General features: G+C 63.8%; 13 protein-coding genes. 8 read left to right on the forward strand and 5 right to left on the reverse strand.

Translation table 11 applies throughout. The annotated features are described in order from the left end of the window. Positions 1 to 361: 361 nt before the first annotated feature. Entirely contained in the window at positions 362 to 823 is a 462-nt protein-coding gene (locus tag IVA82_RS11805; protein WP_148737445.1) for an Lrp/AsnC family transcriptional regulator, read from the reverse strand. Positions 824 to 956: 133 nt separating this feature from the next. Here IVA82_RS11805 and IVA82_RS11810 point away from each other — a divergent pair, with 133 nt between their 5' ends. Both IVA82_RS11810 and IVA82_RS11815 read left to right on the forward strand, forming a co-directional pair. After that, the gene (locus IVA82_RS11810) at positions 957 to 3,320 is read left to right on the forward strand and encodes a transketolase (protein WP_247390382.1); all 2,364 of its coding nucleotides are present in this window, start codon (positions 957 to 959) and stop codon (positions 3,318 to 3,320) included. A gap of 292 nt (positions 3,321 to 3,612) precedes the next feature. Continuing rightward, positions 3,613 to 5,043, forward strand: coding sequence for an aldehyde dehydrogenase family protein (locus IVA82_RS11815; RefSeq protein WP_247390383.1), 1,431 nt, complete (start codon positions 3,613 to 3,615; stop codon positions 5,041 to 5,043). A gap of 105 nt (positions 5,044 to 5,148) precedes the next feature. On the opposite strand, the gene IVA82_RS11820 is transcribed toward IVA82_RS11815, so the two are convergent. After that, the gene (locus tag IVA82_RS11820; protein ID WP_247390384.1) at positions 5,149 to 6,129 is read right to left on the reverse strand and encodes an SMP-30/gluconolactonase/LRE family protein; all 981 of its coding nucleotides are present in this window, start codon (positions 6,127 to 6,129) and stop codon (positions 5,149 to 5,151) included. Between the two features lie 90 nt (positions 6,130 to 6,219). On the opposite strand from IVA82_RS11820, the gene IVA82_RS11825 reads away from it, so the two are divergent. Continuing rightward, the gene (locus IVA82_RS11825; protein WP_247390385.1) at positions 6,220 to 7,044 is read left to right on the forward strand and encodes an NAD(P)-dependent oxidoreductase; all 825 of its coding nucleotides are present in this window, start codon (positions 6,220 to 6,222) and stop codon (positions 7,042 to 7,044) included. A gap of 86 nt (positions 7,045 to 7,130) precedes the next feature. Here the strand turns inward: IVA82_RS11825 and IVA82_RS11830 are convergent, their stop codons facing one another. Together IVA82_RS11830 and IVA82_RS11835 are read right to left on the reverse strand one after the other, a co-directional pair. Beyond that, positions 7,131 to 8,402, reverse strand: a complete 1,272-nt coding sequence (locus tag IVA82_RS11830; protein ID WP_247390386.1) for an MFS transporter — start codon at positions 8,400 to 8,402, stop codon at positions 7,131 to 7,133. Positions 8,403 to 8,564: 162 nt separating this feature from the next. Continuing rightward, positions 8,565 to 9,251 carry a GntR family transcriptional regulator gene (locus IVA82_RS11835; RefSeq protein WP_247390387.1) on the reverse strand — a complete coding sequence of 229 codons (687 nt, stop codon included), beginning with the start codon at positions 9,249 to 9,251 and terminating at the stop codon, positions 8,565 to 8,567. Between the two features lie 175 nt (positions 9,252 to 9,426). Between IVA82_RS11835 and IVA82_RS11840 the strand changes: the two genes are divergently transcribed. From IVA82_RS11840 to IVA82_RS11855, 4 genes are all read left to right on the forward strand, one after another. Beyond that, entirely contained in the window at positions 9,427 to 11,157 is a 1,731-nt protein-coding gene (locus IVA82_RS11840) for an IlvD/Edd family dehydratase (RefSeq protein ID WP_247390388.1), read from the forward strand. Positions 11,158 to 11,216: 59 nt separating this feature from the next. Beyond that, positions 11,217 to 12,212, forward strand: a complete 996-nt coding sequence (locus IVA82_RS11845; RefSeq protein ID WP_247390389.1) for a TRAP transporter substrate-binding protein — start codon at positions 11,217 to 11,219, stop codon at positions 12,210 to 12,212. Positions 12,213 to 12,470: 258 nt separating this feature from the next. Continuing rightward, positions 12,471 to 13,049, forward strand: a complete 579-nt coding sequence (locus IVA82_RS11850; protein WP_247390391.1) for a TRAP transporter small permease — start codon at positions 12,471 to 12,473, stop codon at positions 13,047 to 13,049. After that, positions 13,046 to 14,386 (forward strand): TRAP transporter large permease, encoded by a 1,341-nt coding sequence (locus tag IVA82_RS11855; RefSeq protein WP_247390393.1) that lies wholly within the window; start codon positions 13,046 to 13,048, stop codon positions 14,384 to 14,386. Before IVA82_RS11850 ends, IVA82_RS11855 begins: the two co-directional genes overlap by 4 nt. Positions 14,387 to 14,395: 9 nt before the next feature. Here the strand turns inward: IVA82_RS11855 and IVA82_RS11860 are convergent, their stop codons facing one another. After that, a complete protein-coding gene (locus IVA82_RS11860; protein ID WP_247390396.1) occupies positions 14,396 to 15,190 on the reverse strand; it encodes an enoyl-CoA hydratase/isomerase family protein in 795 nt (264 codons plus the stop codon). Between the two features lie 244 nt (positions 15,191 to 15,434). On the opposite strand from IVA82_RS11860, the gene IVA82_RS11865 reads away from it, so the two are divergent. Next, positions 15,435 to 16,655, forward strand: a complete 1,221-nt coding sequence (locus tag IVA82_RS11865; protein ID WP_247493307.1) for an FAD-dependent oxidoreductase — start codon at positions 15,435 to 15,437, stop codon at positions 16,653 to 16,655. Positions 16,656 to 16,929: the final 274 nt, after the last annotated feature.

Below are 16,929 nucleotides of genomic sequence, written 5' to 3' on the forward strand. Positions count from 1 at the left end.
TCGAACAGGGTAAATGGCTGCGGCAGGTCGTCACCGGCTACTTCAACGACCATGCGGTGCCGACCAACAGTCGGGCGCTCAGCGCCTTCCGCTTCTTCGTCATCGAACTCTGGAGACGCACGCTCCGGCGCCGCAGCCAGACCGATGGCATGAGGTGGGAGACGATCAGTCGCCTCGCCTGTGACTGCCTCCCCAGGCCCAACATCCGTCATCCTTGGCCGCGAGCACGCTTCGCCGTCACTCACCCGAGGTGGGAGCCGTATGCGGGAAAGCCGCACGTACGGATCTGTGCGGGGGGGCGCTCAGCAATGAGCGTCCCTACCGCGACCGCTGCGCTCGCAATGACGGGGAGTCGGAGGCCCTACACCGGCAGTGCGATCGAATACTTCACCTGGCTCAGTGCAAAGCTCGACTCGATCGAGGCGATGCCGTCGAGCCGGGTCAGCTTGGTCTTGAGGAAGGTTTCGTAGGAGGCGAGGTCGGCGGCGACGACGCGGAGCAGGTAGTCGCGGTTGCCAGTCATCAGATAGCATTCCAGCACCTCGTCCCATTTCGAGATTGCGCGCGCAAAGCGGTTGAGGTCCTCCTCTTTCTGCCGGGCCAGCTTGATCGAGATGAAGACGCTGACATGCAGCCCGAGCGCCTTCTGGTCGACGGTCGCGATATAGCGCGAGATAACGCCGCGCTCCTCCAGCAGCTTGACGCGGCGATGGCAGGGCGAGACCGAGAGCCCGACCTTGTCGGCGAGCTCCTGCATGGTCAGCCGGCTGTCGTTCTGGAGCAAAGCGAGGATCTTGCGGTCGATGGCGTCGAGCTCGGGCATTGGGATGAAACCTGTGTTCCGCGGGTATAGATTGGAAAAATATCCCAATAAAGGTGGGTATGGCGCGAAAAATTGAGAAATCTGGCGCAGCCGGCAGGCGTATGATCGGGGCCTTATTTGCCGGAGCATCGCCATGCCCGTTGATTCCGCTCGTCTCGAAATCCTGTCCGCCCTTGGCCGCAAGGCGCTGTGGCTGTCGTCCTGGACCATCCATCACGCCAACCATATCCGCACCAACGCGGATGGGTTGAAGGTCGGCGGCCACCAGGCTTCGTCCGCTTCGCTCGCCACCATCATGTCGGCGCTGTATTTTCATGTGTTGCGGCCCGAGGATCGCGTCGCGGTGAAGCCGCATGCCAGCCCGGTGTTCCACGCCATCCAGTATCTGTTCGGCCGGCAGAGCCGTGAGAAGCTGGAGAACTTTCGCGGCTTCAAGGGCGCGCAGTCCTATCCCTCGCGCACCAAGGATGTCGACGACGTCGATTTCTCGACCGGCTCGGTCGGTCTCGGCGTTGCGCAGACGCTGTTCGCCTCGCTGGTGCAGGACTACGTCAAAGCGCATGGCTGGATGAAGGATCGCCGCGAAGGGCGGATGATTGCGCTGGTCGGCGATGCCGAGATGGACGAAGGCAACATCTTCGAGGCGCTCGCCGAGGGCTGGAAGCACGGGCTGCGCAACACCTGGTGGGTCGTGGACTATAACCGCCAGTCGCTCGATGCCGTCGTGCGCGAAGGGCTCTGGGAAAAGTTCGAGACCATGTTCCGCAATTTCGGCTGGGACGTCGTCATCGTGAAGTACGGCCGGCTGATGCGCGAGGCCTTTGCCGAGCCCGGCGGCGAAGCATTGAAGCGCTGGATCGACAATTGCCCGAACGCGCTCTATGCGGCGCTGTGCTTCCAGGGCGGTGCGGCCTTTCGCAAGCACCTGCACGACGAGATCGGCGACCAGGGTCCGATCACAAAACTGATCGACTGCCGCAGCGACGACGAACTGCTGGCGCTGATGTCGAACCTCGGCGGCCATGACATGGCGAGCATGCTCGAGGCGTTCGAACAGATCGACCACGATCGCCCGGTCTGCTTCATCGCCTATACCATCAAGGGCGTCGGCCTGCCGTTCCAGGGCCACAAGGACAATCACGCCGGCCTGATGACCGTTGCGCAGATGGAGAAATATCGCGCCAGCCAGAACATCCGTCCGGGCCACGAATGGGACAGGTACGAGGGTCTCGCCCAGGATGCCGCCGAGCTCGACGCGTTCCTCGCGCGCGTGCCGTTCAACCAGGACGGCCGCCGGCTCACCGCGCCCGTGGTCGAGGTGCCGTCGCAGCTCGCGTTCAAGCCGTCGCCGCAGATGTCGACCCAGCAGGGCTTTGGCCTCGTGCTCAACGAGATCGCACGCAGCGACAGCGAGCTGGCCAGGCGTATCGTCACGACATCACCGGACGTTACCGTCTCGACCAATCTCGGGCCCTGGGTGAACCGGCGCGGCCTGTTCGCAAGCGCCGAGAAAGCGGATTTATTCCGCAGTGAGAAAATTCCCTCGACGTTCAATTGGGATGCCTCGCCGAAAGGACAGCATCTCGAGCTCGGGATCGCCGAGATGAACCTGTTCATCATGCTCTCCGCGCTTGGCCTGTCGCACCAGATCAATGGCGAGCGGCTGCTGCCGGTCGGCACGCTCTACGATCCCTTCATCGAGCGCGGGCTCGATGCGCTGAACTATGCCTGCTACCAGGACGCGCGCTTCATGGTGGCGGCGACGCCGTCGGGCATCACGCTGGCGCCCGAAGGCGGTGCGCACCAATCGATCGCGACGCCGCTGATCGGCATGGCGCAGGACGGGCTCGCCTCGTTCGAGCCTGCCTTCGTCGACGAGCTCGCCGTGATCATGGGTTGGGGGTTCAATTACATGCAGCGCGATCCGGGCGAGGCCGGTTCCGTCTATTTGCGGCTCTCGACGCGCAGCATCGAGCAGGCGCAGCGCATCATGACGGCCGAACTGGAGCAGGGCATCACCGACGGCGCCTACTGGCTGCGCAAGCCCGGGCCCAATGCCGAGCTCGTGATCGCCTATACCGGGGCAGTTGCGCCCGAAGCGATCGAGGCGACCGGCTTCATCGGCGAGAGCCGCCGCGACATCGGCCTGCTCGCGATCACCTCGGCGGACCGCCTGCATTCGGGGTGGACTGCGGCGCGAAAATTGCGGCGCGATCGCCGCGGCGTGCAGCATCTCAGCCATATCGAGAAGCTTCTCGCGCCGTTGCCGCGCGACTGCGGCATCGTCACCGTGATCGACGGCCATCCGGCAGCGCTCGGCTGGCTCGGCAGCGTCCGCGGCCACCGCGTCGAGGCGCTCGGCGTTGAGCAGTTCGGCCAGACCGGCAGCATCGCCGACCTCTACCGCCATTACGGTATCGACGCCAACGCCATCATCGATGCGGCCGAAAGCCTCACCACCGGCGCGCCGGTGCTTCATCGCAAGATGGCGGTGTAGTCAAGGTAACTGCCCTGTCATTCCGGGGCGACGCGCAGCGCCGAGCTATGATGCGCAATTGCGCATCTGAGAATCCATTGGGCCTCAGTACAGGTGGTGAAATGGATTCCTGGCTCGCGACTTTGTCGCGCCCCGGAATGACGGCGGAGCCACCTTGCCACCCCTCCGCCATCGGCTCATATAACCTCCGTCCGCCGCAACGCTGGCCCCGCATATGGCGGGTTCAATTGCAGGCGCTTTCGTGCAAGGATGCCTGCCGAAACGCCCCCAAGCCCCCAAGAAGAGGTTAACGATGGTCAATCGCATGCAATTCTACATCGACGGCGCCTGGGTCGATCCCGCCGTCAAGAAATCCACCGCCGTGGTCAATCCGGCGACGGAAGAGGCGATGTACGAGGTTGCGCTGGGCTCCAAGGCCGACGTCGACAAGGCTGTCGCCGCCGCCAAGCGCGCCTTCGCAACCTTCTCCCAGACCAGCCGCGAAGATCGCGTCGCGCTGCTCTCGAAAGTCATCGAGGTCTACAAGGGCCGCCTCAAGGAGATCGGCGCCGCCGTCTCCGACGAGATGGGCGCGCCGCTGCCGATGGCAGAGAAGCTCCAGGCCGGCGCCGGCCTCGGCCATCTCATGACCACGCTCGACGTGCTCAAGAACTATCATTTCGAGGAACCGGCCGGCACCGCGATGGTGCTGCGCGAGCCGATCGGCGTCGTCGGCATGATCACGCCCTGGAACTGGCCGCTCAACCAGATCGCCTGCAAGGTCGCGCCCGCGCTCGCCGCCGGCTGCACCATGATTCTGAAGCCGTCGGAATTCACGCCGACCTCGGCGCTGATATTCGCGGAAATCCTTCATGAAGCCGGCGTGCCGAAGGGCGTGTTCAATCTCGTCAACGGTCTCGGCCCCGAGGTCGGCGCTGCCATGAGCGAGCACCCCGACATCGACATGATCTCGTTCACCGGCTCGACCCGTGCCGGCATCGACGTTGCCAAGCGCGCAGCTCCGACCGTGAAGCGCGTCAGCCAGGAGCTCGGCGGCAAGTCGCCGAACGTCATCCTCGAAGGCGCCGACCTGCAAAAGGCGGTGACCGGCGGTGTGATGCACATGTTCAACAACTCCGGCCAGTCCTGCAATGCGCCCTCGCGCATGATCGTGCCGCTGTCGAAGATGAAGGAAGTCGCCGCGATCGCGAAGGCGGTTGCCGACAAGACCAAGGCCGGCGATCCCCGCGCCGAAGGCACCACCATCGGCCCCGTGGTCAACCGCGGCCAGTGGGATAAGATCCAGGGGCTGATCAAGAAGGGCATCGACGAGGGCGCAACGCTCGTCGCCGGCGGCCCGGGCCTGCCCGAGGGCGTCAACAAGGGCTTCTACGTCCGCCCGACCATCTTCGCCGACGTCACACCTGACATGACGATCGCTCGTGAAGAAATCTTCGGACCGGTGCTGACGATCATCGGCGCCAAGGACGAAGCCGATGCGGTGCAGATCGCCAACGACACGCCGTATGGCCTTGCCGGCTACGTCTCGGCCGACACGGTCGAGAGCGCCAAGCGCGTCGCGCGCCAGATCCGCGCCGGCAACGTCAACCTCCAGGGCGTGCCCAATGACCGCTCCGCGCCGTTCGGCGGCTACAAGCAGTCGGGCAACGGCCGCGAGTGGGGCAAGTACGGCCTCGAGGACTTCCTCGAGGTGAAGGCCGTCGCCGGCTTCAACGCGGCGTAGGCGTCACCTCTCGTCATTGCGAGCGAAGCGAAGCAATCCAGAATCTGTCTGCGGAGACAGTCTGGATTGCTTCGTCGCAAGAGCTCCTCGCAATGACGGCGGGGCCTATCCCCCCACCGTGCCCTGCGTGTTGACATACAGCGCGTAGATCGACTGGCTCGCCGCCATGAACAGGCGGTTGCGCTGGACGCCGCCGAAGCAGAGGTTGGCGCAGCGCTCGGGCAGCGCGATGCGGCCGATCATGACGCCGTCGGGCGCGAACACCATGACGCCGTCGAGCTCGGGATCGCCCATGCCCCATCCGCACCAGAGATTGCCGTCGATGTCGCAGCGCATGCCGTCCGGCGTGCCTGGACCTGCATCGATGAAGACGCGCTTGTTGGAAATCGTGGTGCCGTCCGCCGAGACGTCATAGGCGAGGATTTTTCGGTTAGGCACGCCGCGAGACTCCACGACGTAGAGGATGGTCTCATCCGGCGAGAAGCACAGCCCGTTCGGCCCGAGCACCCCCTCGGCGACGATGGTCGCCTTGCCGGTCACTGGATCGAACCGGTAGACGTTCGGCTCGATCTCGGATTCGGCCTTGTAGCCCTCGTAATTGCCGAGCAGGCCGAAGGTCGGATCGGTGAGCCAGATCGAACCGTCGGACTTCACCACGACGTCGTTCGGCGAGTTCAGCCGCTTGCCGCCAAAGGAATCCATCAGCACCGTGATCGAGCCGTCATACTCGGTGCGGGTGACGCGACGGCCGCCGTGCTCGCAGGTGACAAGCCGACCCTGGCGGTCGCGCGTGTTGCCGTTGGCGAAATTCGAGGGCTTGCGGAACACCGAGACCGCGCCGGTCTCCTCCTCCCATTTGATGATGCGCTGGTTCGGAATATCGCTGCAGAGCAGATAGCGCCCGTCGCCGAACCATACCGGACCCTCGGCCCAGCGCAGGCCGGTGGTCAGCCGCTCCACGGCCGACAGCTTGAGCCAGTATTTTTCGAAGCGCGGGTCGAGTGCTCGAATGGCTGGATCGGGGTAATAGGTCGCCGGCCGCCAGCCTTGCGGCGTTTCCTGGAATTGGGACGATGCATCGTTCATGTGCAGTCTCGTTATTGCGTTCCCTCTGTCCAAGTCTGCTATCATCAGTTATCTACGGCCGCAAATCGGTCGCTAAATACGAGGAAAGACATGCCGCGCATCTTGTTGACGGGAGCTTCGGGCGGAATCGGAACGCGCTTGCGAAAACTGCTGCCACCGATCTATCCGGACCTGTTGCTCAGCGACATCCGCCCGCCCGCCGATCTCGGTTCGAACGAAAAGTTTAGGGCGGCGGACCTGTCCGACATGGCGCAGGTCGAGGCGATCTGCGAGGGCGTCGACGGCATCATCCATCTCGGCGGCTATTCGGTCGAGGGTCCCTGGAACGACATCCTCCAGGCCAATATCATCGGCGGCTATAATCTGTTCGAGGCGGCGTACAGGAAGGGCGTCAAGCGCGTGGTGTTCGCCTCGTCCAACCATACGGTCGGGTTCTATCCGCGCCACCGCAGGATCGACACCGACGTCACCGTGCGTCCCGATGGGCGCTACGGTGTCAGCAAGGTGTTTGGCGAAGCGGTCGGCTCGCTCTATGCCGACAAGCACGGTCTAAAGGTCACCTGCATCCGGATCGGCAATTGCGACGAGAGGCCGCTCGATCATCGCCGGATCTCGATGTGGCTGAAGCCGGAAGATCTGGTGCAGCTCTGTAAGATCGGGCTCGAGCATCCCGACATTCATTTCGAGATCTTCTATGGCGTATCGTTGAACGAGCGCGCCTGGTGGGACAACCACCGCGCCTACGAGTTCGGCTATCGCCCGATCGGCCGCTCCGAGGATCATGTGGCGCATGCGATGGCGGAACAGGCCAAGCTGAAGCCCGATCCGATCGGCGATCACTACCAGGGCGGCGCATTCTGCAGCAATGAGTTCGACGGCGACGCGAGCGGCATCATCGACTGGAATAAGCGCTAGCGCATGACGGTGTAGCTCAAGCTGTTGCCGCAGCTCAGGTGCGCTCCCTCTCCCCGCAAGCGGGGAGAGGCAAACGGAAGGTCGCCTCAAACCACCCGTTTGCCGGCTTGGGCCGCGATGGGCATCTGCACCAGGTACATGAGGATCAGCGATACCACCGCCGTCGTAACGACAACGTATCCCAGCCGGTCGAAATGCCGGAGCGTGCCGTCGGCATCCTGTGCGATCAGAGCGGCGGCGAGCACGGAGCCGAGCCCGCCGGAGAGTTGTTGCAGCGAGGCGCCGATCGCGCTGAAGGAGCCGCGTTGTGCCGGATCCGGGATTGCGGAGATCAACGCCTGCGACGGGATCATGCGTGAAAAGATGCCGACGAACATCAGGACGTTGACCAGGATCGCGACCGTCAGGCTCACCTCGCCGAGATGCGTGTAGATCAGCACCATGACGATGGACATGGCGCTTCCGAAGACAAAGGTGGGGTATTTGCCGAAAGCATCGCTGGCGCGTCCCACCAGCGGCCCGATGAAAATGCTGAACAGGCCGGAGACGAGATAGATCGTCGGCAGGTGAACGATGTCGATGCCGAGATTGTGCACGGTGTAGGCGCTGCCGAACGGCATCAGCATGTAGCCGCCGGTCGCCAGCAGCGTCGTCACCGAAAATGCCATCCAATACCGCGGCTGCGCCACCGTTGCGATCAGATGCTGGAACGGGTTCTTGTCCTGCTTCAGCACGAGATGGCCGTTCACCGGCTTCATCAGGAACAGCACGGCGGCCATCCCGATCACCGACAGGCCGACCAATGCGCCGAACGCGACGTGCCAGCTCCAGTGGTTGGAGAGAAAAAGACCGGCCGGAATGCCAAGCACCTGGCTCGCAGCGAAGGCGGTTTGCACCAAACCCATGACGCGGCCGCGCAATTGCAGCGCAAACAAATCGGTCACGATGGCGAGCACGACCGAGCCGATCACACCGCCGAACAGACCGGTGACGATCCGCCCGAGCAGCAGCACATGGTAGTTGGGAGCGATCGCGCACAGCGCCGTTCCAAGGGTAAAGCCGAGATAGAAGAACAGAAGCAGCCATTTGCGATCAAACCGATCGGCAAACCCGGCTGCCAGGATGCCGGAAATTCCCGCGCTGAAGGCGTAGGCCGAGACCGCCACGCCGAATTGCGCGGCCGAGATATCGAGCGCCGGCATGATGATGGCGCCGAGTGGCGACATGATCATGAAATCGAAGATGATCGTGAACTGGACCAGCGCCAGCAACGCAACGAGGATTGTCTGGTATCGCGAAAAGCCGCGCGACAGCTCTTGCCGTTGGTCGATCGGGTCAGCCAGGGTCTGTTCGGTCATGTCATTTCATTCGGCAGAAGGGTGAGGTGCCGCCGGACGGCGATCCCTATGTAGTCTGGCTCTGCGTTATTTCGATGGCTTGACAAAAGGTCTTGATGCCTGTCTTGACGCGGTGCGTCGATTCAGGCTGGAGGATATCCCACATTTACGAGTGCGCGCCCCTTACTGCCCAGCTCCCTCGTCCCCAATCCGCGCCAGATAATCCTTCTTGCTGAACTGCATGTGATCGACGCAGAGCTGGGCGAGCGCCCAGCTGTCGCGGCCCTTGAGAAGCTCGATCATCAATTCATGCTGGCGCCGCGACTGCGCGAGCCCGTCGCGATCAGCGAGATTCTTCGCGCGCATCGGCAGCGTCAGGTTCATGTAGTCCTGCAGTGAGCGCACCAGATAGGGATTGCCGCAAGCCCCGAACAGCGCGAGGTGGAAGGCGTCGTTGGTCTCGTGAATGCCGCGCAGGTCCTGCGCGTCGGCCTTCGCGCAATACCGGCTTTGCAACGCGGTCAGTTCGTCGATGAGTGCCGGCGGTGCGGGCAGGGGGATCATCAGCGCGGCCTGCCGGGTCAGCATCTCCCGGACCTCGTAGATCTGCTGGACTTCCTCGGACGAATAGAACCGCACGGTGGCGCCGACATTCTTCTCGCGGCGGACGATGCCGCGCCGCTCCGCGTCCACCAGCGCCTGGCGCACGAAGTGGCGCGAGGTGCCATAGGCCGACATCAGCGCGTCCTCGGTCAGGCGCGCGCCCGGCGCGAGGCGGCCGAAGATGATGTCCTCTTCGAGCCGCGCGACGACGTTGTCCGGATCGTCGCGCCGGACCGTCATTGTCTCAGCGGTGTGCGTGTCGGACATGCCCTCAGCCTCCCGGCGTCTGGCCGGTCCTTCTGTGGAGCAGGGAAGCCTTGGATTGTCAATAATCTTGGCATATTGCGGTGCCGTGATCCCGAAACAGCGGAAAAGTCGCTTGGGTTATTGACAATCAAGGGGCAGGCTGTACCACAATGGCGAGGCGGAATGGAGTGGCTTGATGAGCAGTGGCTTGCGCAAGGGTCTGACGAGCTATGGCGATGCCGGCTTCTCGCTGTTCCTGCGCAAGGCGTTCATCAAGGCCATGGGCTATTCCGACGACGCGCTCGAGCGCCCGATCGTCGGCATCACCAACACCTATAGTGATTACAATCCCTGCCACGGCAATGTCCCGCAGATCATCGAGGCCGCCAAGCGCGGCGTGATGCTGTCGGGCGCCATGCCGTTCGTGTTCCCGACCGTCTCGATCGCCGAGAGCTTTGCGCATCCGACCTCGATGTACCTGCGCAATCTGATGGCGATGGACACCGAGGAGATGATCCGGGCCCAGCCGATGGATTCGGTGATCGTGATCGGCGGCTGCGACAAGACTCTTCCCGCGCAGGTGATGGCGGCGATCAGCGCCGATTTGCCGACCGTGGTCATTCCGGTGGGGCCGATGGTGGTCGGTCACCACAAGGGCGAGGTGCTGGGCGCCTGCACCGACTGCCGCCGGCTGTGGGGCAAGTATCGCGCCGGCGAAATGGATGATGCCGAGATCGAGGCGGTGAACGGTCGCCTCGCGCCATCGGTAGGCACCTGCATGGTGATGGGCACGGCCTCGACCATGGCCTGCATGGTCGAGGCGATGGGCCTGTCGCTGCCGATGAGCGCGACCATTCCCGCGCCGCATGCCGAACGCTTCCGTCTCGCCGAGGCCAGCGGCAGGGTTGCCGCGGAGATGGCCAAGACCAAGGGGCCGAAGCCGAGCGAAGTCTTGACGCCGGCCTCGTTCAGAAATGCGCAGGTGGTGTTGCAAGCCATCGGCGGCTCGACCAACGGCCTCATCCATCTGACGGCGATGGCGCATCGCTCGCCGCACCGGCTCGATCTCGGCGCCTTCGACCAACTCGGCCGCGAGGTGCCAGTGCTGGTCGATCTCAAGCCGTCGGGCGAGCACTATATGGAGCATTTCCATCACGCTGGCGGCGTGCCGAAATTGCTGGTGCAGCTTGGCGACCTCGTCGATCTCGACGCAAAGACGATCGCGGGCCAGACGCTGCGCGATGTCGTTGCCAATGCGGAAGACGTGCCCGGCCAGGACGCGATCCGCCCGCGCGACAATCCGATCAAGAAGGAAGGCGGCCTTGCCGTCCTGCACGGCAATCTCGCGCCGCGCGGCGCGGTGATCAAGCAGTCGGCCGCGAGTCCGAAGCTGTTGCAGCACACCGGCCGTGCGGTGGTGTTCGAATCCGTCGAGGACATGACCCTGCGGGTCGATGATCCCGATCTTGATGTGAATGCCGACGACGTGCTGGTGCTGCGCAATGCCGGCCCGAAGGGCGCGCCCGGCATGCCCGAGGCGGGCTATCTGCCGATCCCGAAGAAGTTGGCGCGGGGCGGCACCAAGGACATGGTGCGCATTTCGGATGCGCGCATGAGCGGCACGGCGTTCGGGACCATCGTGCTGCATATCACGCCGGAATCCGCAGTCGGCGGGCCGCTGGCGCTGGTGAAGAACGGCGATATGATCCGGCTCGACGTCGCCAAACGCAGCATCGAGCTTCTGGTCGCTGCGGCCGAGCTGGAGCGCCGGCGTGCCGCATTGAAGCCGGCCGTTACATCGGACGAGGCGCGCCGCGGCTACGCCTGGCTGTTCAACGAGACCATCATGCAGGCCGACGAGGGCTGCGACTTCGACTTCATGCAGAGGACTGGGAAGCAGACTGAGCAAAAGACCGAAAAAGGGTGATCGCCACCCGAACGAACGCTCAGCCGCTCAAGCGGCGGGCGACAAAACAGGGGGAAACGATGATTGCACGATCCATGCGTGGGTTGGTGGCCATGGCCGCCATGCTGTTCGTTACTGGAGCCGGGGCGCAGGAGGTGAAGCACTATCGCTTCGCCTATGACCAGCCGCGCAACACCGGCTATTCGATCGCGGGCGACCTCTTTGCCGACAAGCTCAAGGAATTGAGCAAGGGCACCATGATCATCGACCAGTACCCCGGCGCGCAGCTCGGGCAGGAGCCGCAGGTGCTGCAACTCGTGAAGGCGGGCGACGTCGAATTCGCGATCATCTCGTCCGCCAACACCGCGACGATCTCGCCGCAGGCCGGCGTGATGTCGCTGCACTTCCTGTTCCGCGACGAGAACCATGTGGTCAAGGGGCTGGCCGATCCCAAAGTGTTCGAAGCGCTCAAGACCATGATCGATGAAACCACGCAGGGACTGCACGTTATCGCCACGGGCTCGCAGGGTGTGCGCCACATGTACTCCAAGAAGGAAATCCACAATGTCGGCGACATCAAGAACCTGAAGATCCGCGTGCAGGCGACCGCAACCGAGGACACCATGTTCCCGGCCTATGGCGCCCAGACCGTGCATATGCCGTTCGGCAGCGTCTACACCTCGCTGCAAACCGGCGTCGTCGAAGTCGCCGAGAACAGCATCAACGTCTATCTCGTCAACAAGCACTACGAGGTCGCTCCGGTCCTCAACATCACCGAGCACGAGGCCAACAACGCGCTGGTCTTCGTCTCCGACAAGCTCTGGCAGAACCTGTCAGCCGAGCAGAAGGGCTGGGTGCAGGCGGCGGCCAACGAGATCAGCACCAAGGAGCCGCAGAAGGCGTTCGACCTCGAGCGCACGGCAGCCGAAAAGCTGAAGAAGATGGGCGTCAAGATCGTCGACAACGTCGACAAGAAGAGCTTTACGGCGGTCGCCGATCCCTATCTCGACAAGCTCGCCAAGGATCTCGGTCCGCATGCCGAGAAGATCAAGAACCTGATCCGGTCGATTAACTAACGCGATGCCGGTGGTGCGCTCCCTCTCCCGCTTGCGGGAGAGGGTCGGGGAGAGGGTGCCTCCGCGGAGAGACTCCCAACGAGGAGGGAGCCCTCACCCGGCGCTTCGCCATAGCCGAGGCTTCGCCTCGGCGTACCTTAGAGGAACGGCCGCCGAAGGCGGCCTATGCCTCTCCCGCAAGCGGGAGAGGTTAATCCCACCGCAGTTGCCGATCCCACTTGATGTCATTCCGCACTAGACCTGGAGACCGGGGATTAAATGCCCATTTCCGACAAACTCCTCGTGCAGCGCCAGCGCCATCTCAAATGGCGCGCGCTCGACTGGCTCGAGCTCGCACTGATGATCCTCTGCGGCGTGCTGTGCTTCGGATTCTCGCTGTCGGTGACCGCCGACATCGTCACGCGCACCATCGGTCATCCCTGGCTCTGGCTCCAGGAGGTCACCTCGACGCTGTTCATCTACGCGATTTTCGTCGGTACCGCGGCGGCGACCCGGCGCAACGATCACCTCTATCTCACGGCGATCTCCGAGGCGATTCACGGCACGCCGCGGCTGATCGTCGAGGTCACCATCCGCCTCGTCGTGCTCGGCGTCGCCTTCTGCCTGATCTGGTACGGCTATCAGAACTATCTCCGTGGCTTCGGCAGCTTTCGCCTACCCTCGGGCACGCCGATCGCCTCGCTCTATGCGATCATCCCGTTGTCGGGTGTGCTGATCGGCCTGTTCACGATCGAGCAGCTCGTCAATGGCTTGCGCAACGGCTTTGACCATCCCGAGCCGCCGGACGAGGATGCTGCGCCTGGCCTCACAGAGGCGCAGATGAGGGCACAGCCATGAGCGCACCGATTGTCCTCACATTGATGACGGTCTGCTTCCTGTCGTTCGGCTATCTCGGCGTCCCCGTGCCGTTCTCGCTGATGGCGGGTGTGTTCATCGGCGCGATCCTGTCGGATGTGTCGCTCGCCGCGATCATCCAGAAGATCTTTGACGGCGTCGATTCCGAGGCGCTGCTGGCGATCCCGTTTTTCCTTTTGGTCGGCGAGCTCATGAGCTCGGCCAACGTGGTGGTGCGGATCGCGAACCTGTCGGTGTCGCTGGTCGGGCATATCAGGGGCGGGCTGTCGCAGGTCGTGGTCGTCTTCAGCATGTTCTTCTCGGAGATGTCGGGCTCGACCACCGCGGACGTCGCCGTCATGAGCCGCGCGCTCGGCGGCCCGATGAAGCGGGAGGGCTACGAGCCTGCCTTCATCGCCGCCATCATCGCATCCGCCTCGACCATTGCGGCGCTGGTGCCGCCGAGCATCACCGCCGTGGTCTACGGCGCGGTCGGCAACGTCTCGATCGCCGGCCTGTTCATGGCGGGCGTGGTGCCGGGCCTGATGATCGGCTTCGGGTTGATGATCTACTGCTATTTCTTCGGCCCGTCCGGCCTGCGCAAGCCGCGCGCGCCGCTGCGGCAGATCGTGTTCGCCGCCGGCGATGCCGCCCTGCCGCTGATGATTCCGGTGATCCTGCTCGGCGGCATTCTCACCGGCTGGTTCACGCCGACGGAAGCCGGCGTCGTCGCCGTCGTCTGGATCATCCTCGTCGTCATCCCCGCGCTCAACCGTGGGCACATCAGCAAGATCCCGTACGACTTTTGCCTCGCCGGGCTGATCTTCTCGCTGCCGCTGATCACGATCGGCGCCGCCAACGCCTTCGGCTGGATGCTCGCGTACTTGCGCGGCGCAAGCTACATCGCCGAAATGATCACCTCGATCGCCGGCAACGATCCGCATTTGATCATGCTGCTGATGGTGCTGCTGTTTACCGTGGTCGGTGACTTCATCGAGCCGGTGCCGACCATCATCATCTTCATGCCGCTGGTCAACACGCTGACGGAAGCCGGCGACATCAACGCCGTGCACATGGGTGTGGTGCTGATCGCCACACTCGCCTTCGGCCTGATCACGCCGCCCTATGGGCTGGTGTTGCTGATGGCGTCGAAATTCGTCGGCGTCAGTTTTGCCAAGGCCCTGCGTGCGGCGTTACCGATCTACCTGGTGTTCCTGGCGACCATCGCGTTCGCGATCTACTTCCCGAGCGTGGTGCTGTGGCTGCCGCAGCAGGTCCTGCCGGAATCCGTCGGCTGCTTCAAGTCGCCGGCGGGCACGGGCTACATTTGTCCAAAATGAGGAGAGCAGCTACTTCCCTTTGCTGGTGAATTTCTTCACGGCGGCGCGAAACTCCTCCGTGTTCATCGCCATGATGATCTTATGCTCCTCGGCGTCGAGCTGCTGCTTCACTGAGGTTGTGGCAGCCTGGTAGACCAGCGACTTCGTGCCGGCGATCGCGGCCGGCGGATTCTGCGCCAGCCGCTCGGCGAGCTGCCGCGTCGCCGCTTTCAGCTCAGTCGCGGGAACGATCTTGGCGACCAGGCCCCATTCATAGGCCTGCTGCGCAGTAAAACTGTCTTCCGACAGGAAGATCTGCAGCGCGCGGCGGACGCCGACCGTGCCGACGATGCCGACCGTAGAGCCGCCGTCCGGCGACACGCCGATCTTGGCATAGGCCGGCGTGAATTTGGCGTCGTCTGCGGCAATGCAGAGGTCAGTGACGAAGGCGAGCCCCATGCCGGCGCCGGCGGCCGAGCCGTGCACGCTGGACAGCGAAATCTTCGGCATGCGCCGGATGGTCTCGATGAAGGCATGATAATGCTTGAGCAGTTCGCCGACGACCGGCGTCACCGTATTGGCCTCGGCGGCAGCGCCGATGGTCTGCAGATCGCCGCCGGCCGAGAAGGCGCGGCCTTCGCCTTCGATCACCACGACCCTGATCTCCTCGGCGCCCTCGATATAGGCTGCGAGCCGTTCGAGCGTCTGCGCGATCGCAAGGTTGATCGAGTTGAACGCGGCGGGGCGGTTGAGCGTGATGGTCGCGATCGGGCCATCGATCCGCAGCAAGGCGGGATCATCGGGTCGGGAGGCGGGAGCGGTCATTGGAAAATCTCCGGCAGGAGGTCATCGCCGCAACTAAATCGCAGAAGGCGGGGAGTGACAATCCCCGGCGCAAGGTGGCCCCCGATGGTCTTGCGTCGGGCGGAACGATAGGCTCAAATGGCGTTGCCATCGTTTAGGGTCGGACACGAGCGCCGGCTCCTCAATCGACGCGGCTAGCAAGCCAAATCAACAAGAGAGGAGTCGACGTGGGGTACACCTGTGTCCAGAAATTCGGGCTGTTACAATGACGGACGGACCCGTTATCATCGTCGGCGCCGGCCATGGCGGCTACCAGGCTGCGGCATCGCTGCGCCAGGCGGGTTTTTCCGAGCGCACCTGCCTGATCAACGACGAGGCGCATCTGCCCTATCAGCGGCCGCCTCTGTCCAAGGCCTATATCAAGGGCTCGGCCGGGCCGGAGAGCCTGATGTTCCGGCCGGAGAAATTCTACCAGGACCAGAGGATCGAGCTGATCGCGGGGCGCGCCGCATCGATCGACCGCGCCGGGCGCAAGGTGCACCTCGCATCAGGCGAGACGCTTGCCTACGGCCACCTGATCCTGGCCACCGGCGCGCGCAACCGTCTGCTCGACCTGCCCAACGCCAATCTGCCCGACGTGAAATACTTGCGCATCCTCGACGAGAGCGAGGCGCTGCGATCAATCATTCCATCGAAGACCCGGGTGGTGGTGATCGGCGCCGGCTTCATCGGCCTCGAATTTGCGGCCACGGCGCGGATCAAGGGCCTCGAGGTCGACGTGCTCGAGCTCGCTCCGCGCGTGATGGCGCGGGCGGTGACGGCGGAGGTCTCGGAGTATTTCCAGGCGCGGCATCGCGAGGCGGGTATCCGCATTCACCTCGGCGTACAGGCTACTTCCATCGAGGCCGAGGGCGGAAAGGTCACCGGCGTCAGCCTCAGCGACGGCCGCCACTTGCCGGCTGATCTGGTCGTCGTCGGCGTCGGCGTGCTGCCGAATATCGAGCTCGCGGCGGAGGCGGGGCTGCCGGTCGCCGCCGGCATCATCGTCGACGAGTATCTTGCAACGGCCGATCCAAACATCTCAGCGATCGGCGACTGTGCGCTGTTCGCAAGACCGCGCTTCGGCGGATCGCTGCGGCTGGAGTCGGTGCAGAACGCGACCGATCACGCGCGCTGTCTGGCTGCACGGCTGACCGGCGACCGCAAGCCTTACGATAGCCATCCCTGGTTCTGGAGCGACCAGGGCGACGACAAGCTCCAGATCGCGGGGCTCACCACCGGTTACGACCGCGTCGCGCTGCGCGGCGATCCCGCCAAAAAGGCGTTCTCCGCGTTCTGCTACAAGGGCGACAGGCTGCTCGGAATCGAATCGGTCAACCGCGCCGGCGATCACATGTTCGGCCGCAGATTGCAGAGCATGGACCGCTCGATTACGCCAGAGCAGGCCGCGGATGAAAGCTTTGACCTGAAGAGCGCGCTGGCGTGACTCTCTTCTTCCTCTCCCCGTTCTTACGGGGCCGCGACGAGCTTCGCTCGCGCTGAGAGGGTCGGGGTGAGGGGCTGCATCCGCAAACCCGATGACAGTTGGACTCGCGGAAAGTCCCCCTCACCCGGAATTCAAGCTGCGCTTGAATTCCGACCTCTCCCCGCAAGCGGCAGGGCAATCGCATATGGGTGCACGATGCGGCGACATCGGCAGTGGGCTCCCTCTCCCGCTTGCGGGGGAGGGCTGGGGTGGGGTGTCTCCGCGTCGGGATTGT

This window comes from Bradyrhizobium sp. 142, from assembly GCF_023074015.1.
Lineage (GTDB): Bacteria > Pseudomonadota > Alphaproteobacteria > Rhizobiales > Xanthobacteraceae > Bradyrhizobium.